20 protein-coding genes and 1 pseudogene are annotated in these 23353 nt (G+C 70.8%); 13 read left to right on the forward strand and 8 right to left on the reverse strand.

The genetic code is table 11. The features are described 5' to 3' along the window. On the forward strand, positions 1–4014 hold the full coding sequence (locus tag ABZU32_RS37015; protein ID WP_354930407.1) for a tetratricopeptide repeat protein: 4014 nt from the start codon (positions 1–3) through the stop codon (positions 4012–4014). 22 nt (positions 4015–4036) lie between these two features. Here ABZU32_RS37015 and ABZU32_RS37020 read toward each other — a convergent pair whose 3' ends face one another. Further along, positions 4037–5083, reverse strand: coding sequence for a hypothetical protein (locus tag ABZU32_RS37020; protein WP_354930410.1), 1047 nt, complete (start codon positions 5081–5083; stop codon positions 4037–4039). Between the two features lie 54 nt (positions 5084–5137). Here ABZU32_RS37020 and ABZU32_RS37025 point away from each other — a divergent pair, with 54 nt between their 5' ends. Next, entirely contained in the window at positions 5138–5857 is a 720-nt protein-coding gene (locus tag ABZU32_RS37025; RefSeq protein WP_354930413.1) for a TetR/AcrR family transcriptional regulator, read from the forward strand. 235 nt (positions 5858–6092) lie between these two features. Here ABZU32_RS37025 and ABZU32_RS37030 read toward each other — a convergent pair whose 3' ends face one another. Further along, entirely contained in the window at positions 6093–6827 is a 735-nt protein-coding gene (locus ABZU32_RS37030; RefSeq protein ID WP_354930416.1) for a helix-turn-helix domain-containing protein, read from the reverse strand. A 221-nt stretch (positions 6828–7048) separates the two neighbouring features. Between ABZU32_RS37030 and ABZU32_RS37035 the strand changes: the two genes are divergently transcribed. Genes ABZU32_RS37035 through ABZU32_RS37045 form a run of 3 tightly spaced genes read left to right on the forward strand, consistent with a single transcriptional unit; the run spans position 7049 to position 9452 of the window. Next, entirely contained in the window at positions 7049–7717 is a 669-nt protein-coding gene (locus ABZU32_RS37035) for a DUF4097 family beta strand repeat-containing protein (RefSeq protein WP_354930419.1), read from the forward strand. Positions 7718–7743: 26 nt separating this feature from the next. Continuing rightward, positions 7744–8682 carry an ATP-binding cassette domain-containing protein gene (locus ABZU32_RS37040; RefSeq protein ID WP_354930422.1) on the forward strand — a complete coding sequence of 313 codons (939 nt, stop codon included), beginning with the start codon at positions 7744–7746 and terminating at the stop codon, positions 8680–8682. Further along, entirely contained in the window at positions 8679–9452 is a 774-nt protein-coding gene (locus ABZU32_RS37045; RefSeq protein WP_354930425.1) for an ABC transporter permease, read from the forward strand. Before ABZU32_RS37040 ends, ABZU32_RS37045 begins: the two co-directional genes overlap by 4 nt. Positions 9453–9590: 138 nt before the next feature. Here the strand turns inward: ABZU32_RS37045 and ABZU32_RS37050 are convergent, their stop codons facing one another. After that, positions 9591–10457, reverse strand: coding sequence for a LysR family transcriptional regulator (locus ABZU32_RS37050; protein WP_354930428.1), 867 nt, complete (start codon positions 10455–10457; stop codon positions 9591–9593). Positions 10458–10515: 58 nt separating this feature from the next. Here ABZU32_RS37050 and ABZU32_RS37055 point away from each other — a divergent pair, with 58 nt between their 5' ends. Next, positions 10516–11370: a dienelactone hydrolase family protein gene (locus ABZU32_RS37055; protein ID WP_354930431.1), complete on the forward strand. Its 855-nt coding sequence runs from the start codon at positions 10516–10518 to the stop codon at positions 11368–11370. 120 nt (positions 11371–11490) lie between these two features. Here ABZU32_RS37055 and ABZU32_RS37060 read toward each other — a convergent pair whose 3' ends face one another. After that, a complete protein-coding gene (locus ABZU32_RS37060) occupies positions 11491–12444 on the reverse strand; it encodes an SDR family NAD(P)-dependent oxidoreductase (RefSeq protein WP_354930434.1) in 954 nt (317 codons plus the stop codon). Positions 12445–12500: 56 nt separating this feature from the next. Here ABZU32_RS37060 and ABZU32_RS37065 point away from each other — a divergent pair, with 56 nt between their 5' ends. Further along, positions 12501–12893 (forward strand): MerR family transcriptional regulator, encoded by a 393-nt coding sequence (locus ABZU32_RS37065; protein ID WP_354930437.1) that lies wholly within the window; start codon positions 12501–12503, stop codon positions 12891–12893. A gap of 150 nt (positions 12894–13043) precedes the next feature. Here the strand turns inward: ABZU32_RS37065 and ABZU32_RS37070 are convergent, their stop codons facing one another. Continuing rightward, positions 13044–13994: a phosphotransferase gene (locus ABZU32_RS37070; protein ID WP_354930440.1), complete on the reverse strand. Its 951-nt coding sequence runs from the start codon at positions 13992–13994 to the stop codon at positions 13044–13046. Between the two features lie 297 nt (positions 13995–14291). Between ABZU32_RS37070 and ABZU32_RS37075 the strand changes: the two genes are divergently transcribed. Next, positions 14292–14501: a S1 RNA-binding domain-containing protein gene (locus ABZU32_RS37075; RefSeq protein WP_354930443.1), complete on the forward strand. Its 210-nt coding sequence runs from the start codon at positions 14292–14294 to the stop codon at positions 14499–14501. A gap of 128 nt (positions 14502–14629) precedes the next feature. On the opposite strand, the gene ABZU32_RS37080 is transcribed toward ABZU32_RS37075, so the two are convergent. Continuing rightward, positions 14630–15580, reverse strand: coding sequence for a DUF4142 domain-containing protein (locus tag ABZU32_RS37080; RefSeq protein ID WP_354930446.1), 951 nt, complete (start codon positions 15578–15580; stop codon positions 14630–14632). A 238-nt stretch (positions 15581–15818) separates the two neighbouring features. Here ABZU32_RS37080 and ABZU32_RS37085 point away from each other — a divergent pair, with 238 nt between their 5' ends. Beyond that, positions 15819–17102, forward strand: a complete 1284-nt coding sequence (locus ABZU32_RS37085) for an alpha/beta fold hydrolase (RefSeq protein WP_354930449.1) — start codon at positions 15819–15821, stop codon at positions 17100–17102. Between the two features lie 40 nt (positions 17103–17142). Here ABZU32_RS37085 and ABZU32_RS37090 read toward each other — a convergent pair whose 3' ends face one another. Then, positions 17143–18057 (reverse strand): class F sortase, encoded by a 915-nt coding sequence (locus ABZU32_RS37090; RefSeq protein ID WP_354930452.1) that lies wholly within the window; start codon positions 18055–18057, stop codon positions 17143–17145. Next, positions 18054–19433 carry a hypothetical protein gene (locus ABZU32_RS37095; protein WP_354930455.1) on the reverse strand — a complete coding sequence of 460 codons (1380 nt, stop codon included), beginning with the start codon at positions 19431–19433 and terminating at the stop codon, positions 18054–18056. The genes ABZU32_RS37090 and ABZU32_RS37095 overlap by 4 nt, the downstream gene beginning before the upstream one ends. 208 nt (positions 19434–19641) lie before the next feature. On the opposite strand from ABZU32_RS37095, the gene ABZU32_RS37100 reads away from it, so the two are divergent. The 4 genes and pseudogenes from ABZU32_RS37100 to ABZU32_RS37115 form a co-directional block, all read left to right on the forward strand. Beyond that, positions 19642–20787 carry an acyl-CoA dehydrogenase family protein gene (locus tag ABZU32_RS37100; protein ID WP_354853447.1) on the forward strand — a complete coding sequence of 382 codons (1146 nt, stop codon included), beginning with the start codon at positions 19642–19644 and terminating at the stop codon, positions 20785–20787. 392 nt (positions 20788–21179) lie between these two features. Next, complete coding sequence (locus ABZU32_RS37105) at positions 21180–21269, forward strand: potassium-transporting ATPase subunit F (RefSeq protein WP_354853450.1); 90 nt, start codon at positions 21180–21182, stop codon at positions 21267–21269. Beyond that, a complete protein-coding gene (gene kdpA / locus ABZU32_RS37110) occupies positions 21269–22930 on the forward strand; it encodes a potassium-transporting ATPase subunit KdpA (protein ID WP_354930458.1) in 1662 nt (553 codons plus the stop codon). Before ABZU32_RS37105 ends, kdpA begins: the two co-directional genes overlap by 1 nt. A gap of 1 nt (position 22931) precedes the next feature. Further along, positions 22932–23353 (forward strand): annotated as a pseudogene (locus ABZU32_RS37115) (potassium-transporting ATPase subunit B); the annotation flags it as partial.

Consider the following 23353-nt stretch of genomic DNA (forward strand, 5'->3'; position numbering starts at 1 on the left):
ATGACCGCCGCAGGAGACTTCCAGCCCGGACCTGAAGACGTCCAGCAGCACATCCACGCGGTGGCCGGCAACGCCTACGGTGCGATCGGCGCCGACATCCACATCTTCGGCAACGGCACCCCGGTGTATCTGCTGTTCCGGTACCGGCCCTCGCAGGGGTACGCGCCGGGTTCGCCGGTCGCTCAACCCAGCCGCCTGCTCGACGCACGCGCGGAGGTCGTCGCGTTCTCCGGGAGGCAGGACGACGTCGCGGCCCTCCTCGCGTGGCGGGAGGCGGCGCCGAAGACGGCGGTCCGCTGGCTGCACGCCCCAGGCGGCCAGGGCAAGACCCGGCTCGCCAGGCATTTCGCCGCGCTCAGCGACGCCCAGGGCTGGCTGGTGGTCGACGCCGTCCAGGGCACCGACGCCCACCCGCCCACGGCCGGCGGCCAGGATCTGCGCCTGGCGGATCGTCAGGGCGTCCTCCTGGTCGTCGACTACGCCGACAGATGGCCGATGAGCTACCTGAGCTGGCTGTTCCAGAACCGGTTGTTGCGGCAGGACGTGCCGGTGCGCGTGCTCCTGCTGGCGCGTTCGGCCCAGGCGTGGCCGGCCGTCCGCGGAAAGATCGCCAAGCTTCGCTCCGGCATCGAGACGTCCACCCATTCCCTGGCGAGCCTTTCGGCGGGAGGCGACGTTCGCGCCGACATGTTCAGGGTGGCCAGGGACGACTTCGGGGCGCACTACGAGGCCGTCACGGCGGAGGAACTCCAGGGCATCCGGCCGCCCCGGACGTTGAGCCATCCGGACTTCGGGCTGACGCTGGCCGTGCACATGGCCGCCCTGGCCGCCGTGGACGCCCGCGCGCGAGGCCGCGGCCTGCCGGAGGACGTGCTGGGGCTGACCGTCTACCTGCTGGACCGCGAACACGAGAACTGGCGCCAGCTCCACGAGAACTCCTCCGCCGGGCTCTGGTTCGCGACCTCCGACCGGGTGATGTCGCGCCTGGTCTTCACCGCCACCCTGGTGGGCCCGGCGCGGCGGGAGCAGGCCGTCCAGATCCTGGACCGGGTGTTACCGGAGGTCCCGGCCGAGCGGGCGCTGGCCGAGCACGGCGTGTGCTACCCGCCGACCGACTCCGAACGGGTCAACGTCCTGGAGCCGCTCATGCCGGACCGGCTGGCGGAGGACTTCCTCGCGCTGACGCTCGACGGCCACGGCCATCCCGACTTCCAGCCCGATCCCTGGTCCAACGACGTGCCGGAGACCCTGTTCCGGCCGCCGTTCGGGGAGCCCTACCCGGGGCACGCGCCCCGCGTCCTGACCTTCCTGAACGCCGCCGCCGAACGCTGGCCGCACGTGCTCGACGTCCTGCAGTCCCTGCACGACGACCTCCCCCGCCAGGAGCACGTCACCCTCGACATCCCCGCGGCGGAGGTCGCGATCCGTCTCGCGGGCCGCGTCCTGGCCTCGGCGGACGACCCGCCGGCGCTCGCCGAGGCCCATCGCGACCTGGTCACCGCCTACGCCCGGACCGGCCGGCGAACGGAGGCGGCGCGCGAGGCGGAGAAGGCGGTGGGGATCCTGCGCCGGTTGAGCGCCGAGGACCCGGAGACGCACCTGTTCAGCCTGGCCGCCGCGCTGAACGAACTCGGCATGGCGCTCAACGCGTCGGACCGTACCGCGGAGGCGGTCGCCGCCGTGGAGGAGGCCGTCGCGATCATGCGCCGGCACAGCCAGTCCAGCTACCAGTACCTGCGCGCGCTCGCGCCCGCGCTGGACGACTTCGGCAACCTCCTGGACCTCGCCGACCGGCACGGCGAGGCGCTCGCCGTCACCCAGGAGGCCGTCGCGATCCGGCGGCAGCTCACCGCGGCCCCCGCGCCGCGGATCCAGGAGGTCGACGGCTTCCGGGTCGCGAACATCAACATGGACACCGCCAATCTCGGCGACGAGCTCACCTATCTGACCAGGTCGCTCGACAACCTCGGCATGCGTCTCGGCGCGCACGGACGGCCGGCGGACGCCGTCGTGCCCGCCGCGGAGGCGCTGGCGATCCGCCGTCGCCTCGCCCAGGACGACCCGGACGCCTACCTTCCCTGGCTGGCGGTCTCGCTGCACAACACCGGTCTTTGGCTGCACAACGTCGGCATCCTCGACGAGGCGCACGAGCTGGTCACCGAGTCGGTGGCGATATGGCGCCGCGTCGCGGCCGTCAACCCGGCCGTGTACCGGCCCGAACTCGACCGGTCGCAGGACCTCCTGGACCGTGTCCAGGAGGCGCGAGCCGCCTGGCCGGCGCCGCGGGACCGGCGGAGCGAGCCGACGAGCCTGCTCGCCGCGGTGGACACGGTGCGCGAGACGCCGGGCCGGACGGCCGACGACGTGGCGGTGGTGGTCTACGAGCGGGCCCTGGCCATCGCGAGACAGCGCCGTCACCCGGGCAACGAGGCCGCGTGCCTGGTCAACCTCGGCAGCGTCCTGCGGCGGCTCGGCCGCGGCGAGGAAGCCATCGCGGCGTGCGCCCAAGGGGTCGCTCTGCTCCAGGACCTGGGGGATCCCGCCGGGCTCGCCCAGGCGCGGGGCAATCTCGGCAGCGCCCTGCGGGACGGCGGCCGCCTCGCGGAGGCGGCCGACACCCTGCGCGCGGCCGTGGCCGACTTCACCGCGCTCGAAGAGTGGACGGACGCGGGGATCGCCCTGAACAACCTCGCGCACACCTACCTCGACGTGGAGAACCCCGACGACGCCGAGCCCGCCGCGAGGAGGGCCGTCGAGATCTTCCGTGACCTCGGCGACCGGCGTCACGAGGCCGAGGCGACGCTCACCCTCGGCGAAGCGCTCCAAAAGCAGGGGCGGTACGAGGAGTCCATAGCCGTCCACATGGGCAACCGCGAGCTCTGCGAGGAGATCCACGACCAGCACCGCTTCGCCCAGGTGCTCCGCGCCGCCGGTGACACCCTCTGGCACATGGACAGGTACGGCGAGGCCGCGGGGGCCTACTACACGTCGGCCCGCTCCTTCAACGATCTGGGCGACCGGGAAGGCTTCGCCGAGTCGGCTCTCAACCTCGGCATGGCCCACCGTCTCGCCGGCGAGCTTCAGCCGGCGGCCTACAATCTGCGGTCGGCCGCCGACGTCTACGAAACCCTCGGCGAGCGGCATGCCATGGCCACGGCCCTGCGCCACCTCGGCGAGGTCCTGCGGGCCGACGGTCAGCCGGGCCCGGCCGCCACGGCGCTGCGTCAGTCGGCGGACATCCTGCGAGACGCCGGCAGGCCGGAGGACGAAGGCGTCGTGCTCGTCGAGCTCGCCGTCGCGCAACTACAGGACGACCTCTACGAGGCGGCGCTCGCCACCAGCCAGGAGGCGTCGCGGATCTGCCGCGAGACCGGCGATCGAGACGGCGAACGCCGCGCGGTCAACGCCCTGGCCCTCGCCCTGCGCTACTTGAACCACCTCGACGAGGCGCTCACGGTGCACCGCGAGGAGATCGGGCTCGCCCGTGACCTCGACGCCCCCGAGCTGATGGCCGACGCACTGCACGATCTCGGCACCACGTTGCGCCACGCCGGACGTTACCGCGAGTCCGCCTCGGTGCTGCGCCGGGCGGCCGCCATCCACCGGCAGGCCAGCGCCCGGGACAAGTTGCGGCTGACCAGGAAGAACCTCGCGATGACCAGGAGAGCGCGACTTCGGCTCGGTGGCGTCGTCCGGGCGCTGGTACGGTGCTACGCGCGCGCCCGCACCGTCCGCGGGATCAGGCATCTGGCGGCCGGCGGGCCCACCGCGGCGATCCGCGAGTTCCGCATCGCGTACCAGGCGTGGAGCATGGCTGGTGATCGCCGCTCCGAGGGCATCGCGGTCCTCGGCCTCGCGACGGCACTATTGCGGACCGGCGAACTGCCCGAAGCCGCCGAAGCGGGCGACTACGCCGCGCAGATCCTCCACCACAGCGGCGACACCGCCCTTGAGCGCAGGGCCGCGCTCGTCCGCGAGCGGGCGACCGCGGGCACCTCGCCGCCGCGGGACTGAGACCACGCCCAGCGCGGCCCGGTCAACCACGCGCGCCGGCCGCTCCCGCCGGCGGCGAAGCGGGCCGCGCGCCGTACCGGGTCGCGATGGCGTCGAAGACCTCCTTCGGCTCCCACGTCATGTCGGGATAGCGGCCACCTTTGTGCTCTTTGAGGACTTTGACGGTGCCGTAGCCGGCCATGTCGAGATCGCGCCTGGGGTCGGGGTCGTACCGGGCCTCGTAGCCGGCGAAGGTGAACCAGAAGGCGCCGTGCACGTCCTCGGCCTCGAAGACGTCCATCAGCTCGTGGAAGTAGGCCACCTGGACGGACTCGTCGCGGACGTACTCGCCGTTCAGCACCCGGGGTGTGGCCGCGTAGTCGACGATGGCCCAGCCCATTCCGCCGGCCTCGGCCGCGCCGCGGTAGGTGCAGCAGCCGAACTCGGTGATCACCAGGGGCTTCCCGTGGGCACGGTAGGCCCGCACGCGTTCGGCGAAGTCGGCGGCGTTGTCCGCCGAGCGGTACAGGTCGACCGCGGCGAAGTCGAAAGGCGACCAGTCGATGTCCTCCCACTCCCCCGAGGCGTAGGTGATCTCGCCGCCGAAGCGTGCCCGCGCGACCTCGGCGACGCCGCGCAGCACCTCGGCGAAGTCGGCATCGGGCGAGAAGCCGGACCATGCCTGCGGGTTCATCGCGTTCTGGATGCGTTCCATCAGGTACGCGCCGGGCATGAAGCCGGCGCAGAACAGCGACATCTCACAGCCCAGCACGAGCACGGTCTCGGGGTCGCGCGCCCGGATCTCCTCGGCCCTGGTGGCACAGCCTTCAAAGTAGGCCGGCAACTGCGCGGGCGTCAGGTCGGCCGGGAACGGCGCGAACCACACCCGCAGCCCCGCGTCGACGGCGGCGTGCGCGGCCAGCGCGATGCGGTCAGGGTCGTCCCCGCTGATGCGGACCGCGTCGCAGTGCAGGTCCGTCGCGATGATCTCCAGTTCGCGCCGCACCACATCGGGGTCGAAGTCGACCCGCGACCGGTCGCCGACCGCGCCGCCGAACCCCGTGTCGTAGTTGATCCCTCTGAGCTGCATCGACGCCTCCAGAATGTACGTTGTACACGAGACTATACGTAGTACACTCCAAGGATGCCAAGCACTTCCCCGGAACGGCTGATCTGGCACCACCCCGAGCCGCCCGGCCGCAAGCACGCGCTGACCCGCGCGGAGATCGTGCGCGCGGGCATCGCCCTCGCCGACACCGAAGGGGTCTCGGGGCTGACCATGCGCGCCGTCGCCGGCGCGCTCGGCGTGTCGACTCCGATGTCGCTGTACCGCTACGTCCTCAACAAGGACGGCCTGGTCGACCTGATGCTGGACGAGGTGTCGGACGAGGTCGACGTCCCCGCCGAACCGGGCGACGACTGGCGCGACGACCTGCGCGGCGTCGCCTCCAGTCTGTGGCGGATGATCGGCCGGCATCGCTGGTACGCCGAACTGGTGGACAGCCGGCCACCGTTCGGGCCGACGACCATGCGGCGGGCGGCCTTCATGCTGGCCGTGCTGGACAACGCCGGGCTCACACCGGCCGTCACCTACGTATCGCTGCTGGACAACTACGTGACCGGCACCGCGATGAGCGTCAGCAGAGAGATCGCGATGCTCGAGCGGTTCGGCATCGGCACGACGCAGGATCTGCAGGCGTATGCGGGCGAGATGGCGAACGACTCGCTCGACTCCTGGCTCCAGGACATGCCGCCCCTCACCGCGGACGCACGCTTCGAGCTCGGCCTGGACTGCCTGCTGGACGGAATCGCCGCCAGGCGGCCGGTCGGCCGGCGGTCCCGCTCTCGGCCATCGCGCGGATGACGCACGCGGGGACTGGTTGCGAGCCGTCGCAGGGGTTCCAGCTCACCGCCCGGCCGGCGAGAGGACACCGGACCGTCAGGCGCGGCGCGGGCGATCGTCCCCCACCAAGTGCGGGCCTGGAGCAGGTTCTCGCCGTAGGCGATGAGGGGCGCCCGATCCAGACCCTCCCCCTCCCAGCCGTGATCCTGCCTGGCGACTGATCGGTTCTCGTCAGGCAACAGAGCACGCGGGATTTTCACCGGTCGTCGGGCTCGCGTGCTTCGACCTTCGTGTGGAGGACCTCGCGGGCCTGGTCGGCGGCGCGGATGAGGGTCTCGGTGACGAAGTCCAGGAACCGGGCGATGTTCTCCAGGCGGGTGGCGGCCGGGCTGCCGGGGCCCAGGACGCCGACGCCCTGCCGTGCGGTCTCCACGACCCGGTTGTTGGCCTGGGCGCTGGCGATCATCGACTGGTACCAGAGCTCGTCGTCGACGACGTACCGTTCGCGGCGGCGTTCGTCACGGCGGCGACGGACCAGGTCCTGGCTCTCCAGGAACGTGATCGCCTTGGAGATGGACGCCGGGCTGACCTGGAGGCGCTGGACGAGCTCCGCGGTGGTGAGGCTGCCGGCGTCGGTGGTGTAGAGGCAGGCCAGCACCCGGGCCATCATCTTGGGCAGGCCCGACTGCATGAAGACGGTGGTGAGCGTCTCCTCGTACTCGCGCACGGCCTCGGCCTCGCGTCCGTGCGGCTGCGCGGGCGCCTGCGACCCGGGAGGCGGGGTCTGCGTGCGCCGGTGGGCGCGGCGCTCGGTGGCGCGGTGGGCCAGCTCTGCGCGGTAGGCGGTCGGACCGCCGTTGCGCATCACCTCACGCGTGATCGTGGAGGTGGGACGGTCGAGACCCCTGGCGATCTCCGCGTAGGCGAGGCCGTCGGCCAGCCCCAGCGCGATCTGCTGACGGTCCTGCTGAGTGAGCCTGCCTCCCGGCATCGTGATCTCCTTCGTGTTCCCGGATGCCTCCACCATAGCGTTCACCCTCAAGCCATTGCAACATGCGAAAGCCCGCTGTTGCGTTACCTTGCAAGACCACTGCAACGATTCTATGGCTGCTACCTGCAGATACACCTTCTGTTCGCAACAAGTATCTTGCAGCGAATTGGAAAGCAACGTAGCGTTTCCGGTGTCAGAAACAACGAGCACAGGAGCACACGATGCAGACCTTCGACACCCCCGCCCCGATCTCCGCCGTCCTTGACATCCCCGCCGGGCGCGTCCGGTTCATCGCCGCCGACCGGGCCGACACCGCGGTGGAGGTCCTGCCCGCGGACGCCTCCGACCGCCGCGACGTGAAGGTGGCCGAGCAGACCAAGGTCGAGTACCGCGACGGCGTCCTGCGGATCGAGGCCTCGGCCAAGAACCAGTTCCTCGGCCACTCCGGCTCCATCGAGGTGACCGTCCAACTGCCCGCCGGTTCCCAGGTCGAGGTCAAGGCCGCGAGCGTCGAGCTGCGGGGCGTCGGCCGCCTGGGCGACGTCGCCTTCGACGGCCCGCACGCCTCGATCAAGCTCGACGAGGCCGCGAGCGCCCGCCTCACCACCCTGGCCGGCGACATTACGGTCGGCCGGCTCAACGGTCCGGCGGAGATCCGCACCAGCAAGGGCGACATCCGCGTCGCCGAGGCCGTGCGCGGCGCCGTCGTGCTGCGCACCGAGGCTGGCGAGGTTTCGGTCGGCGCCGCCGCCGGAGTGTCGGCCTCCCTGGACGCCGGCACCTCCTTCGGCCGCGTCCACAACTCCCTCATGAACACCGAAGGTGCCGCCGCCCAGCTCACCATCCACGCGACCACCGCCTACGGCGACATCGTCGCCCGCAGCCTGTGACCCACGGCCTCCGAGGAGCTCCCATCATGACCAACCTGGCCATCGCGGCGAACGGGCTGCGCAAGTCCTACGGCGACAAGGTCGTCCTCGACGGCGTCGACCTGACCGTCCCCGAAGCGACGATCTTCTCCCTGCTCGGCCCGAACGGCGCGGGCAAGACCACCACCGTCCAGATCCTGTCCACCCTGGTCCCGGCCGACGGCGGCACCGTCCAGGTCGCCGGCCACGACCTGGCCCGCAGGCCCGACGACGTGCGCGGGGCGATCGGCGTCACCGGCCAGTACTCGGCCGTCGACAAGCTGCTCACCGGCGAGGAGAACCTGCTCCTCATGGCCGACCTCAAGCACCTGTCCCGCGGGGACGGCAAGCGCAGGGCCGCCGAACTGCTCGACCGCTTCGACCTGGTCGAGGCGGCGCGCAAACCGGCCGGAACCTACTCCGGCGGCATGCAACGCCGGCTCGACCTGGCGATGACCCTGGTCGGCGACCCCCGCCTGATCTTCCTGGACGAGCCCACCACCGGCCTCGACCCGCGCAGCCGCCGCTCCATGTGGCAGATCGTGCGCGAACTCGTCGCGAGCGGCGTCACCATCTTCCTCACCACCCAGTACCTGGAGGAGGCCGACGAGCTCGCCGACCGCATCGCCCTGCTCGACCACGGACGGCTGATCGCCGAAGGCACCGCCGACGAGCTCAAGCGGCGCATCCCCGGCGGCCACATCGCGCTCACCTTCGCCGACACCCACCAGCTCGACACCGCTCGCCGGCTCATCGGCACGGGGATCACCGACCCCGAGGCGCTCACCTTGCAGGTGCCGAGCGACGGCGGCGTCCGCGCGATCCGCGAACTGCTCGTCGTCCTGGACGAAGGCTCGATCGACATCGCCGACATGAGCGTCCACACCCCCGACCTCGACGACGTCTTCCTCACCCTCACCGGCCAGAAGAAAGAAGCCACCCGATGAGCACCCTCACCTTCGCCATGCGCGACTCCTCCACCATGATCCGGCGTCAGCTCAAGCGCCTGCTCCGCTACCCGTCCATGACCGTGCAGCTGATCGTCACGCCCGTCATCCTGCTGCTCCTGTTCGTGTACGTCCTCGGCGGCACCCTCGGCGCGGGACTCGGCGGCGGCCGTGACGCCTACGTCAACTACGTCGTCCCCGGCATCCTGCTCATGGCGGCGGCAACGGCCGCGACCGGCACCGCCGTCATGGTCGCCACCGACATGACCGAGGGCATCATCGCCCGCTTCCGCACCATGCGGATCTCCCGGGCGTCGGTGCTCACCGGCCACGTCGTCGGCAGCGTCGTCCAGCAGCTCCTCGGCATGGCCGTCCTCATCGGCATCGCCCTGGCGATCGGCTTCCGCCCGACCGCCGGCGCCGCCGAGTGGCTGGCCGCCATCGGGATCCTCACCCTGTTCGTGGTGGCCGTCACCTGGCTGGCGGTCGCCCTGGGCCTGCGGTCCCCGACCCCCGAGGCCGCCAGCAACGCCCCGATGCCGCTGATCCTGCTGCCCTTCCTCGGCAGCGGCTTCGTCCCCACCGACTCCATGCCCACCGTCCTGCGCTGGTTCGCCGAGTACCAGCCCTTCACCCCGATCATGGAGACCGTCCGCGGCCTCCTCCTCGGCACCCCTATCGGCAACAGCGGCGCCATCGCCACCGCCTGGTGCGCCGGCATCGCCGCACTCTCCTACCTCTGGGCCAAGAAGACCTTCAACAAGGCCTGATCGATGAACCGGCCGAACAGGGCCGTCAGACCACCAGGTCTGGCGGCCCTGAGTAGTTCATGCACGGTCACATCGAGTTCTTCGGCGCGGCCGGCGCTTCGCGCTCAGGGTCGTCTCCGAGCCGCAAGCAGTCGTCCCTCACCAGTTGCGGGCCTGGAGGAGGAGATGACGGCGCACGGCGGTGCCGGCCGGGTTCGCGGTGCCGGCGCGGGAGACCAGGAACAACGTGTTGATCGGCGCGAGCTCGGGGTCGAGGAGCAACCGGAGGCGGCCGTCGGCGAGCTCGTCCGCGCACAGATAGCGGGGCAGGACGGTGACGCCCGCTCCGGCCACGACGGCGGCCAGCACGCCGCGCAGGTCGGGGACGACCACCGCGGGGGCGCGGGTGAGACGGGTGTCGAAGACGGTACGCCAGTAGCGGCGCAGGATCGGCAGGTTCTCGCCGTAGGCGATGAGGGGCGCCCGATCCAGCCCCTCCCCCTCCCAGCCTGCCGCCGCGACCAGGACGAAGTCCTCGTCGCACAGCGGCTCGACGACCAGGCCCCGGCGGCGGGGCCGCAGGGTGGAGACGACCAGGTCGAGGGCGCCTTCGGCCAGCTCGCTCAGCAACCTGTCGGGCAGGCCGAGGGTGACGCGCAGTTGCAGCCCCGACGTGATCATCGGGGCGAGGCAGGGGAGCACGCGGGCACAGGTCAGCTCGGCCGGACCTCCGAGGTGGACGACGCGACCGAACACCTCGGCCGGGCCGCCGGGATCGCCCAGCACCAGCTCCTCCAGCGAGTCGAGGGGGACGGCGACGCGGCGGGCGAGCCGGTCGGCCGCGGCGGTCGGGGCCATGCCGCGTGCCACGCGGTCGAACAGCGGCCGTTCCAGCGCCTGCTCCAGCGCCTTGATGTGCCCGGTGACGGCCGGTTGCGAAAGGCCGAGCAACCCGGCGGCGCGGGTCACCGAACCTGACCGGTACACGGCGAGGAAGGTCCGCAGCAGATCGAGAGAGACGCTCACAGCACCCACACGTATCAGCATTCTGATACCGGCAGGGTGGTCTTCCTATTGGATGCCGATGTCGGCAGTGGGTGACGATCTACGCGTCGTCCCGCGCAACGGCACGGGGGCATCGGACCAAGGAAGCAGGTACCGGCGGATGTCGGAGTACATGGAGCAGACCCACGGCAGGCGCGTCGAGCTGCGGGTCGGAGACGGCGTCATGGGCGCCTACCTCACCCTCCCGCGCTCACCGGGCGCTCACCCGGGAGTCATCGTGGCCCATCAACTGTTCGGAGTGACCCCGGACATCCGCGCGGTCGCCGACCGGATCGCCGCCCTCGGGTACGCCGTGATCGCCCCCGACTTCTTCCACCGATCGGAGGAGACAGGGGTGGAGCTGAACGCCGACGAGGAGGGCCGTGCGCGCGGCTTCGCGCTGATGGGCGAGCTGACCCGCGCCGGCGTGCTCGACGACGTGCGCGCTGCCGAGCAGTACCTGCGCCGGCACGCGGGCGCCGCGGGCCCGGCCGGCATGGTCGGGCTCAGCATGGGAGGTCACCTGGCCTACTACGCGGCCACCCAGCTCCCCCTGACCGTCACCGTCGTGCTGTACGCGGGCTGGCTGACCGGCACCGACATCCCGATCAGCAGGCCCGAACCGACCGTCGCGCTCAGCGGCGGCATCACCGGGCGGATCGTCGTCATCCTCGGCGCGGACGACCATCTGATCACCGAGGAGCAGCGCGCGATCATCGAGGCGCGTCTGCGGGCCGAGGGTGTCCGGTACGAGATGGCCGTGCTCCCCGGCGCCTCGCACGCGTTCCTGTCCCCGAGCGCGCCCACCTTCCACGCGGCCGCCGCCGAGCATGCCTGGAAGCTCATCGAGCAGAACTTGACGGCCGAACTCGGGCACGCCCTTCCGCAAACGTGAGCCATCGACGAACGCGGAACACGAGCAACGACACGAAGCCGGTTACCGGGTCCCGGACGCCTGCTGCTCCTGCCTACCTGGTAGCGGGCCGCTGTCCGACCTCTCCCGCGCGGCGATGGCTCAGGAGATGAGATCCAGACCGGTGAGGCCGGCCGAGAGCACCCAGAGACGCGCCGCCTCATCGCCCGGCTCCTCGCTCGCCTCATCCCTGTCCGCCGGACCGCCTTCGACGATGCGGCAACCGGCGCAGTAGTCACCGCCGTGCCCGTCGAGCTCGGGCGAAGCAGCGGCCCACACCATGGTCGCCGCACCTCGCTCGGGTGTCGTGAACAGGCCCGGCGCCGGATCACCGTCGGCGTCGATCCAGCCGGCCGCGACCATCTCCTCGACGGTGAGGTGTCGTTGCAGGGAGGTGCGGATCCATCCCGGGTTCACCGAGAAGGCCCGGACGCCGTGCGGTCCGCCCAGCCGATCGAGGTGGCGCGCGAACAGGATGTTCGCGAGCTTGGACTGGGCGTAGGCCGCCCACTTGTCGTAGCCGTGCGCGAACTGCACGTCCTCCCAGCGGATGCGCCAGCCGGGGTCGTATCCCGAGGAGACCGCGACGACGCGGGCCGTGCCGGCCGCCTTGAGCACGGGCCACAGCAGGTTGGTCAGCGCGTAATGGCCCAGGTGGTTGGTGGCGAACTGCGCCTCCCAGCCGGGCCCCACCCGGGTCTGCGGACAGGCCATGATCCCGGCGTTGGCGATCAGCATGTCCAGCGAGTCATGGCCGCGCCGGAAGCGTTCCGCGAAGGCCCGGACGGAGGCGAGGTCGGCGAGGTCGACCTGGCCGACCTCGACTCCCTCCACATCGGTCAGCGCCTGTCGCGCCTGCTCGGGATCGCGGGCCGGGACCACGACCGAGGCCCCGGCGCGGGCGAGCGCGCGGGTGGCGGCCAGCCCCAGACCGGAGTGACCGCCCGTGACCACCGCCGTCCTGCCGCTGAGATCGATTCCGGAGAGGACGTCGTCAGCGGTGCCGGCCGCGCCGGATGGACGGCGGGTCACGCCGACGGTCTCGTGACTGCTCATGCCGCGAACGCTAGATGCTGGACCGAGGTATAGGTCAACGGGATACGTTCGGCACCATGCGGAACGATCTGAGCATCGGCGAGGTGGCGAAGCGCATCGGGCTCAGCGTCCACGCCCTGCGGCTGTACGAGCGTGAAGGCCTGCTCGCCGGCGAGGTGCGGCGCGACGACAGGGGCCGGCGGGTCTACAGCGACTGGGACGTCGAGTGGCTGGCCAACTGCGTCAAGTTCCGGGCCTCCGGCATGCCCCTGGCCACGATCGGCCGCCTGGCCGAACTCGTCCGTGCCGGCAGCGGCAACGAGGCGGAACGGCTTGAGCTGCTCCGCGCGCACCGGCTCCGCGTCGCCGAGCAACTCGCGCGGCTGCACGACTGCCTCGACCTCATCGACACCAAGGTGGCGAGCTACGAGAAGCACCTCGCCGCCGGCGCCTCCGGAGACCCCTGGTGACCGCACCCGCCCACGACCCGAGCCAAGGTGGTGGCCCCGACTCCGATCGACCATCTCTTCGGTCCCTCGTCACGTGGTCCGCCGGCCGTCAGCCTCCGGGCCGCGATACCGGGGGCGGCCGCGATGCCGGGGGCAGCCGCGATACCGCGCTCAGGCGGAGGTGGGTACGCCTTCGCGGACCCAGCGCCTGACGCGCTCCGCCGCCTGGTCCGCGACGGGATGCCCGGCAGGGCGGGTGACCAGGTCGCTCAGCGCGAACATGTCCAGGACCCGTCCAAGGTAGAGCCAGTCCTCGACGAGCGGAAGATCGGCGGGCTGGTGACGGGCGAAGGCCGCACGGAAGCCGTCGAGGAAACCGACCGGATAGCCGGCGCCGAACCGGACCATGTTGGCGGCGTCGCCGTACGGGCATCCGGAGTAGCCGAACTCCCAGTCCAGCAGGGCGTCCACGCGCCAGCCGCCGGATCGTGTACGGGTGACCAAGATGTTCTTGGGATTGACGTCGGCGTGCACCAGCCGGGCCTGCCCGTCGACGCCGGCGAGCGCGGGCGCGTGGGCGGCGCACAGGTCGGCCCAGTCCCGCCGGATGGCCAGGTCGAGGCGGGCGTCGGGGGTGGCGGCCATGCACGTCTCGGCGAACTCGGGGAGCTGCTGCGACCACGGGCTCCCGGGACGGACGGTGAGGTGCTCGTCGGCGAAGAAGCCCGGGCGCTCGAACCTCACGGCGCTGACGGCGGCCACGACGCGTCCGACCTCGGCGCCGAGGTCACCCAGGGCGGCCCGGTCGTGCTCGCCGCCGGAGAGAACGTGGTCGAGCGGCGTGCCGGGCACGTGTTCCAGCACCATGGCGGGGCGGGCGCCCTGGTCGCCGTCCTCGGCGGGCAGGACGAGCAGCACCTCGGGAACCGGGACGTGACGGCGGGCCGCGGCCATGACGGCGGCCTCGATGGCGGGGTCCGGCCCGCCGAGACGGGCGACGACCTGGCGGTCGGCCAGCGTGAGCAGGGTCGTCTCGTGGGAGAACCCTCCGGCCAGGTTGGACGTGCCGGCCACCGCGCCGCCCAGCGCGGTGGCGATGCGGTGGATCTCCTCGGGCTGCATCGGCCCAGTCAACCATTCGGCGCCGACCCCCGGCACGGAGGGAATGACGGCGTCGCACGCGGACCGTCCATGAGCTTTTCCCGGACCGTCAAGGGCTCGCGCTCGTCCTGGAACGGAGCCTGCCGCGAGGTTCCGGAGTCACCCCTGAGTCGCTACCATCGATCCATGACTGCCGGGTCGGCCACGCGCCGCACACAGGACGGACGCCCGGCCGCCGCTTGATCACCCCGCGGGCGAGAGGCCCGCCGCGTCACGAGAAGCGCGCACGGCCACTCGTGACGAAAGGAGGTGACATACATGAGCTGGCAGTCCTTCCTCGCCGGTCACCAGGTCGGTGACATCATCGAAGGCGTGGTGACCAAGGAAGTGCCGTTCGGTTCGTTCGTCGAGTCCGACGGCTTCACCGGTCTCGCCCATGGGCGATCGTGGCCCGTCGGCACCCGCGTCTCGGTCCGGATCCTCGCGATCGACACCGACAACCAGCGGTTCAGCCTGGCCGCCGTCTGAGTGAGCGCTGATCCGGGGGAAGCGCACTCCCCCGGATCAGCGCCCCACCGCATTATCGCCAGCGGCTGGCGGACGCCGAGCGCCCGCCGGAGCGTCCGCGCTGACCGTCGTCGCGCCGAGGACGGTCATCAGCCGCCGGTGGAGTGGTGGCTCTGCTTCGTGCCGTCGAGCAAGGAGGTCGCGGGGGGCGCGCTCGGGGCGGGTTCGTCCTCGGGGACCGTGAGAGGAGGAGCCGGGCTCGGCGTGGGGGCGGGGGGAAGGGCGTGGTCTCCTGCCAGGCCCGTGCCCTCCAGCAGGCCCATGTGGGTGTTCACGAACTTCGCCGCGCTCTCGGCGAAGCCGCGGATCAGCGTGTTACGGGTGGAGGCCCGGACCGCGCCGATGGCGGGAAAGATCTTCCCGTGCGCCATCCGCAGACGCATGACGGCCGTCTGGTCGTAGGCGAGTCCCTTCTTGGCGGAGATCTCGGCCATCCATCCCTTCTGGTCGTCGTTGGGCTCATCGGGCAGCGGCACACGCAGTTCCTCCGCCACCTCCCGGACCTCGGCGTCCAGAAGTTCGTGCTGCCGGGCGATCTCCCCCAGGTTCTTCCTGGTGACGGCCCGGAAAGCGCGTTTCGCGGCCTGCCTTCCCGTCGGGATCTCCCAGAGGCCGGCCAGACGTACCTTGACCACCAGATCGCGGTCCGCCGGACTCAACGGACCCCACGGCGTCGACACCGTCCCCTGCGCCGCCGCGTCCTGCGCCGCCGCGTCCTGCGCTGCCGCGTCCGTGGGCGCCGCGTCCGTAGGCGCCGCGTCCGTGGGCGCCGCCCCGTCCGTCGGAACGGCCGCGCCCGCCGGGGCCGCGCCGTCATTGGTCGCCTGCGCCGAGGAGCCGGAAGCGTCGGCGTCGGGCTCGGCGGCCGCCGCCGACGCGAGAAGCCCTCTCGCCAACTCCTCTGCCGGCACGGCGCTGGGCGCGGGATCCGTGGCGCCCGCGATCGGCTCGCCGAAGATCCTGGAGCAGGCCGTGGTCGTCTGAAGAACGACGAGGCTGAGAACCACGGTGGCGACCGAGGCGATACGTGCGCGTCGCATCTGTACCCGATCCCTTCTCCCCCTGGGGAATTGCGATCCATCGTCACAACGACGGTGGCCGTTCATGCGGAGCTACGGGCGGTTCGCGTGAGTGGTTCGATGCGATTGGAACGAGTTTCTACTCAGCCGCGAACAGAGGGTCGCGCCGGAGCACGACACGAACCCGCTCAGGCGGAGCGGGGGACGCCGAACCGAACGCCCTGCGTCCAGGGCGAACGGCCTGAATAGGATCGACGTCATGATCTCGCCCCACCGCTCTGACACGGTGTTCGCCGACCACGTCTTCACCGTCCCCCTGGACCACGACCGTCCCGAGGGCGAGCGGATCCAGGTGTACGCGCGGGAGGTGCGGGCGGGCGGCAGGCGGGCCGAGGACCTGCCGTGGCTGCTGTACCTGAACGGCGGTCCCGGCTTCTCCTCCCCGCGTCCACTCGGCGGGGAGGGCTGGCTGGAGCGCGCCATGGAGGACTACCGCGTGCTGCTGCTCGACCAGCGGGGCACCGGCCGCTCCACGCCGCTCGACCGGCGCAGCCTGCCGCGCCTGGGCTCGCCGAGCGTCCAGGCGGAGCACCTGACGCACTTTCGCGCCGACTCCATCGTCCGGGACGCCGAACTGATCCGCCGTACGCTCATCGGCGACCAGCCGTGGAGCGTCCTGGGTCAGAGCTTCGGCGGATTCTGCACGGTGACCTATCTGTCCTTCGCCCCGCAGGGCCTGGCGGAGGCGTTCGTCACCGGCGGCCTGCCCGGCCTGGGAGCCCGGGCCGACGAGGTGTACCGCGCCCTGTATCCGCAGGTGGAGGCCAAGAACGCCGCGCACTACGAACGCTACCCCGAGGACGTCGAACGCGCCGTGCGCGTCGCGAGGCACCTGCGCGACGGCGAGGTGCTGCTCTCGAACGGCCGGCCCCTGACCGTGGAACTGTTCCAGACGCTGGGCAACCTGCTCGGCGGCGGCACCGGCAGCCGGCGCCTGCACTACCTGCTGGAGGACCCCTTCGCCGGCGGCGATGATCTGAGGGACGGTTTCCTGGTCGAGGTGGAGGCCGAGCTGGCCTGGACCGCGGGAGCCCCGCTGTACGCGCTCATCCACGAGGCGACCTACGCGCAGGGCGAGGGCGCCACCGGCTGGTCGGCACAGCGCGTCCGCGACGAGTTCCCCGGATTCGCTCCCGCCGCCGCCCTCGACGGTGACGGGCCCCTGCTGTTCACCGGGGAGACGATCTACCCCTGGATGTTCGACACCGATCCCATCCTGCGGCCGCTGCGCGAGACGGCGCACCTGCTCGCCGAGCGCCCGTCGTGGCCGGCGCTGTACGACGTCGCCCGCCTGGAGGCCAACACCGTGCCGGTCTCGGCGGCGGTCTACTACAACGACATGTACGTCGCCCGGGAGCTGTCCCTGGACACGGCCCGCACGATCAAGGGCCTGCGGCCGTGGATCACCAACGAGTACGAGCACGACGGCCTGCGGGCCGGCGGCCGGACGGTCCTCGACCGCCTGCTCTCGCCCACCTGGTAGCGGGCCGCTCGCTGAGGGCCGGGCGCCGGCGCCTCGCCGCTCAGCGGCGGGTGGCGGCGGAGAGGGTGGCGTAGACGATGATGTTGTCGGTGTAGCTGTGCGCCTTGGCGTTGAACACGCCGCCGCAGGTGATCAGGCGCAGGCTCGGGCGGTCCACGTGCCCGTAGACGCGCTTGGTCGGGAACCGGTTCTTGCTCGCCTGCTCGGCCCCGTCCACCGTGAACCGCGCCGTCGAGCCGTCCGCGCGGACCACCGTGATCATGTCGCCGCGTTTCAGCTCGCGCAGGCGGCTGAACACCGCGGGGCCGCCGCGGGTGTTCACATGGCCGAGGATCACCGCCGGGCCCATCTCGCCCGGAGCCGGTCCCAGCCGGTACCAGCCCGCCAGCTTCGGCCTGCTCAGCGGGGGCACCTCGATCTCACCGTTCCTGTCCACCCCGACGGACACGAGCGCCGCGTCCACGCCGATGCTCGGGACGCGGACCCGGGTCGGCACCGACTTGCGCAACGCCTTCACCGGCGCGGCCACCGGAGCCGGCGGCGAGGCGGCCGGCGCGGCCTCGACCAGAGGCGCGTTCACTCCACCGGGGCCGACCGTCGCCGTACCCACCGCCGTGGACGCCGCGTCCACCGCTGAGACACCCGTCGAGGTTCCTGTCGGAGTTCCTGTAGAGGTTTCGTCCATCGTGGACGTCCCGGCCGTGGCCTGCTGCCCTGCATCAGAGCCGGGCGCGCCGTTGGCATCGTCGGCCGGGAACATCTGAGCCACGACCGGCGTCGGCCCGGAGTCGGACGCGGCGTTCTCCGTAGGCGACAGGTACGCCAGCAGGCCGGCCATCACGGCCCCGATGCCCGCCAGGGAACCGGCCGTCACCAGGAGCGGCGCCAGCATGCCCTTCCACCGCCCGCGCCGAGGCTCCTCGCCGTCCGGCGCCGGCGGTAACGTCCCGCTCAAGCCGCCCTTCCCCGGCGGCGTCTCAGCACGAGACCGCCCGCCACACTGCCGAGCAGCAGCACGGAGCCGTATGCGATGAAGGCACCGGGCCTCGGATCCTGTTCCGGGGCCTCACCAGTGTGCGCACCACCTCTGGGGGTCACCCGCACCTGGGGAGTCGAGCGGGCCTTGGAGGTCTTGGACGCCTTGGGCGTTGGACTCGCCGTCTCGGTCGGCGCTCCGTGCCCCGAGCCGCCCCCCGAAAGCACGATCACCCCGCGCGCCGAGTCATCCCCATCGCTGACCTGCTGGTTCTCGTCGTTGTTGTTGCCGTTGTTGCCCCCGTTCGACCCGCTGGAGGCTGCCGGCAGCACCTGAACCACGGTCGGCAATGCTGTTCCTTGGTATTTACACGTGGTCCTGAAGTACTTCGGAGGAGTTGGCAGGGCACCGGTGATCAGGTTCAGGCGGTCCATGACCAAGTAGCGTTGCTGGTCACCCTCATCGGCGGACTTCCTGAACGTGACCCGATGATCGCCATATGTCAGGTCCCGCTTCGACCACAGGAGCTCCTGCGTCAGAGGTTGCGTCCGCGGAACGCCTGCCTCGTACGGATGCACCTCGATCGGTGGAGTTGCACCACCTGGCGCGGCGTCAACATAAATCTCAATGTTGCCCGTATCCTCAGATCGCTCTGACCAGAACTCGATCCCCGTGCCAACGAAATCGACCACTGCCGTGTCACCGACCACGGTTGTGGCATGTACGTCTTCGTTGAGATCTCCCCAACCCGCACGCACATCCTTGCCGGAGTACACCCAGCCGCCACCGAAGTACTCGGTCGGCCCCTGTACGCGATCGCTTGGCTGCTTCAGGTTCGTCGCGTCGTTGACGAGGACATTCTCCGCAGGCGGAGTGAAGTCGAACAGCAGGTCGCCCGGTGTGATGGACAGCTTGCCCTCTTTGGACGTGGCGACGGAGCCGGAAAGCCCGGCCGGTAGTTCCAACCTGGCTCCGGGCGCGAGTTCCCCCTCATCCTTGCTGCCCGTCGAGTCCAAGTCTCCCTGCAAGAGACCCGTCACGTTGACTCTCCCGGTGATCGAGAGCCGACCACCCGAGGGGAACTTGGCAGACGAGAAAAGCGGAGATTCGGTCAGAACCTTCCATTCCAGGGGAATACGCTCCCCCACCCGCACGGAAGTGGGAATCGAAACCTGGACCTCAATCTTCTGCGGCTGAACGCCCGGCAGAAGGGCGCCGTTCCTACAGAGGTACTGGAACCGATAAGCGGTGGTGTCTGCGGCACTGGGTGCGGGACTCAGTAGGACCGTGGTGGCACAGGCACCTAGCACCGCCGCTGCCAGGGATCTGCGGAGCTTGGGAGCCCAGCCGTTCACGATCGCCTCCGATCACGCGTCCGGGCCGACAGGCAGCCGGAGGTAGATCGTATGACTCTGCGGGCTTACGGCGGGCTTATGCAGGAGTAACACTGCAGAAAGTGGCTGATTTGTGACGTAGGGGAACGCCCCTCGACCGTGCGGGGTCCCCCGGGTCCGGCGATGACCAGAATCGTATTCTGGTGCGGTAACCCCAAGGAGGAAGCGAATGCAGCGAGACCTCTTCGAGGAGGAGCATCTGCTCTTCCGTGAGACCGTGCGCGAGTTCATGACGCGCGAGGTCGTCCCCCACCATGAGCAGTGGGAGAAGGACGGCATCGTCCCGCGAGAGGTGTGGAAGAAGGCCGGCGAGCTCGGCATGTTCGGCTTCTCGGTCCCCGAGGAGTACGGAGGCTCGGGCATCTCCGACTTCCGCTTCAACGCGGTCATCGTCGAAGAGATCATGAGGTTCGGCGCGACCGGGCTCGGGTTCGGCCTGCACAACGACATCATGGCGCCGTACATGGTCGATCTCACCAACGACGAGCAGAAGCAGCGCTGGCTCCCCGGCTTCGCCTCCGGCGAGCTGATCACCGCCATCGGCATGACCGAGCCGGGCGCGGGGAGCGACCTGCAGGGCATCAAGACGACGGCGGTCCGCGACGGCGACCACTACATCGTCAACGGCCAGAAGACGTTCATCACCAACGGCGTCAACTCCGACCTGGTCGTCGTGGTCACCAAGACCGACCCGGCGGCGGGGGCGCGCGGCACCACCCTGATGGTCGTCGAACGCGGCATGGAGGGCTTCTCCCGGGGGCGCAACCTGGAGAAGATCGGCATGCACGCCCAGGACACCGCCGAGCTGTTCTTCGAGAACGTCCGCGTCCCTGTGGCCAACCGGCTCGGCGAGGAGGAGGGTCAGGGCTTCATCCAGCTCATGGTGAACCTCCCGCAGGAACGCCTGTCGATCGCGGTGGCGGCGGTAGCGGCGGCGGAGGCGGTGCTGGAGACCACCATCGAGTACTGCAAGTCCCGCCAGGCGTTCGGCCGGAACATCGGCAAGTTCCAGAACACCCGCTTCGTCATCGCCGAGCTGTCCACCGAGGTGGAGATCGCCCGGCACTACGTGGACAAGTGCATCCGCGCGCTGAACGCCAAAGAGCTCACGGTCGTGGACGCGGCCAAGGCCAAGTGGTGGACGACCGAGCTCCAGCACAAGGTCATCGACCGCTGCCTGCAACTGCACGGCGGCTACGGCTACATGGTCGAGTACCCGGTGGCCAAGGCGTGGATGGACAGCCGTGTCCAGACCATCTACGGCGGCACCACCGAGATCATGAAGGAGATCATCGGCCGCTCCTTCGGCTTCTGAACCCGACGCCCCGGAACCGACCCCCGGGAACGACGCCCCGGTAACGACGCCCTGGGAACGACGCTCCTGAATCGGCGCTTCTGAAACGAGGCCGAGCCGAAGCGCCTCACTCGAAGCCCTGAGCCGGCGGGCCCCGCGCCCACCGGCTCAGGTGCGGGTCGGCGATGGAGGCGTATGGCGGGCGCCAATACTCGGCCTGACCGCGTATGGAATCCGTCAAAACGCGTCAACCACGCCAAGCATCGCGATTGTCTCGTCCTGCGGCCCCTGCCGGGCCCTGGGAGGCGTCTTGCGGGATTGCGAGGAGTGGCGATGGCCGACGTCGGCTTCGTGGCCCTGACGATCGTGGTGTTCGCGATCGTCGGACTGGTCGTGCGCGGGGTGGAGCGGCTGTGAACGCCGTGAACGCCGCCGGACTGGCGGTGGCCGCCGTCCTGGTGCTGTTCATGGTCGCCGCCCTGCTGTTCCCGGAGCGGTTCTGATGGGCACCGCGACGGCGGGCGCCGTGTTCGTCTGCTCCCTCGCCGTCGCCCTCGCGCTGACACACCGCCCGCTGGGCGACTACATGTACCGCGTCTACACCGGGTCCAGGCACAGCGCAGCCGAGCGCGGGGTGTACCGGCTGATCGGCGTGCGCCCCGGCTCCGAGCAGAACTGGACCGGCTACGCCCGCGCCGTGCTGGCGTTCTCGGCGGTGTCGGTCCTGTTCCTGTACGCCTTCCAGCGTCTCCAGGACAGGCTGCTGCTCAGCCTGGGCCGGCCACCGGTGCCCGATCACGTCGCCTGGAACACGGCGGTCAGCTTCGTCACCAACACCGACTGGCAGGCGTACTCGGGTGAGTCGACGATGGGCCATCTGGTGCAGATGGCCGGGCTGGCGGTGCAGAACTTCGGGTCGGCGGCGGTCGGGATGGCCGTGGCGATGGCCCTGGTGCGCGGGTTCGCGCGCAGCCGCACCGAACACGTGGGCAACTTCTGGGTGGACCTGGTGCGCGGCACGATGCGCGTCCTGCTGCCGATCGCCTTCGCCGGCGCGCTCGTCCTCGCGGCGGGCGGCGTGGTGCAGAACCTGGCCGGCCCGCACGAGATCGCCACGCTCGCCGGCGGCGCGCAGCTCATCCCGGGTGGGCCGGTGGCGAGCCAGGAGGCGATCAAGGAGCTCGGCACCAACGGCGGCGGCTTCTTCAACGTCAACTCCGCGCACCCGTTCGAGAACCCCACGAGCTGGACGAACTGGGTCGAGATCCTGCTACTCCTGCTGATCCCGTTCGCGCTGCCGCGCACGTTCGGCCGGATGGTCGGCCAGGTCCGCCAGGGGCGGGCGATCCTCGCCGTGATGGCCGTGATCGCGCTGGCGAGCGTCGCGCTGACCACCGCGTTCGAACTGGCCGGGGGCGCGACCGTGCCCCGGGCGGTGGGCGCGGCCCTGGAGGGCAAGGAGGTGAGGTTCGGCGTGCCGGACTCGGCGACCTTCGCCTCCGCGACCACCCTGACCAGCACGGGAGCCGTCGACTCGGCGCACGACTCGTTCACGCCGCTGGGCGGGATGATGACGATGCTGAACATGATGCTGGGCGAGGTCGCGCCCGGCGGCGTCGGCGCGGGCCTGTACGGCATGCTGGTGCTGGCGGTGATCACGGTGTTCGTGGCCGGGCTGATGGTCGGCCGCACTCCGGAGTACCTGGGCAAGAAGATCGGCTCCCGCGAGGTCAAGCTGGCCTCGATGTACTTCCTGACCACGCCGGTGCTGGTGCTCGTCGGCACCGCCCTGGCGATGGGATCGCCGGCCGAGCGGGCGAGCATGCTCAACTCCGGTCCCCACGGCCTGTCGGAGGTGCTCTACGCGTTCACCAGCGCCTCCAGCAACAACGGCTCGGCGTTCGCCGGCATCACGGTGAACACCCCCTGGTACGACACCGTCCTCGGGTTGTGCATGGCGTTCGGCCGGTTCCTGCCGATCGTCTTCGTGCTGGCCCTGGCGGGGTCGCTGGCCGGGCAGGCGCCGGTGCCGGCGTCGGCGGGCACGCTGCCCACCCACCGGCCGCAGTTCGTCGGCATGGTCGTCGGCGTGACGATCGTCCTGGTCGCGCTCACCTTCCTGCCCGCCCTGGCGCTCGGGCCGCTCGCGGAAGGGCTGTCCTGACATGTCCGATCGCACGCTCGGCAGCCCGGTCCGTCCGCGCCGCTCCCCAGGGAACGGCCGATCCGGCGGCGGCCCGTTCGACCCCCGGCGCCTGGTGGCGGCGCTGCCGGACGCGGTGCGCAAGCTGAATCCGGTGACGTTGTGGCGTAACCCGGTGATGTTCATCGTGGAGGCCGGGGCGGTGTTCACCACCGTGCTGGCGGTGACCGGCCCGTCGTTGTTCGCCTGGGCGATCGTGGTGTGGCTGTGGCTGACCGTGCTGTTCGCCAACCTCGCCGAAGCCGTCGCCGAAGGCCGCGGCAAAGCCCAGGCCGCCACCCTGCGCGCCGCCAAACGCGACACCACCGCCCGCCGCCTCACCCGCTGGACCCCCGGCCAGGACCCACTGACCTGGGACGTCGTCGGCGCCCCCGAACTCGTCCA

Origin of the sequence: Sphaerisporangium sp. NPDC005288 (genome assembly GCF_040607475.1) — a bacterium.
In the GTDB taxonomy this organism is placed as follows: domain Bacteria; phylum Actinomycetota; class Actinomycetes; order Streptosporangiales; family Streptosporangiaceae; genus Sphaerisporangium; species Sphaerisporangium rhizosphaerae.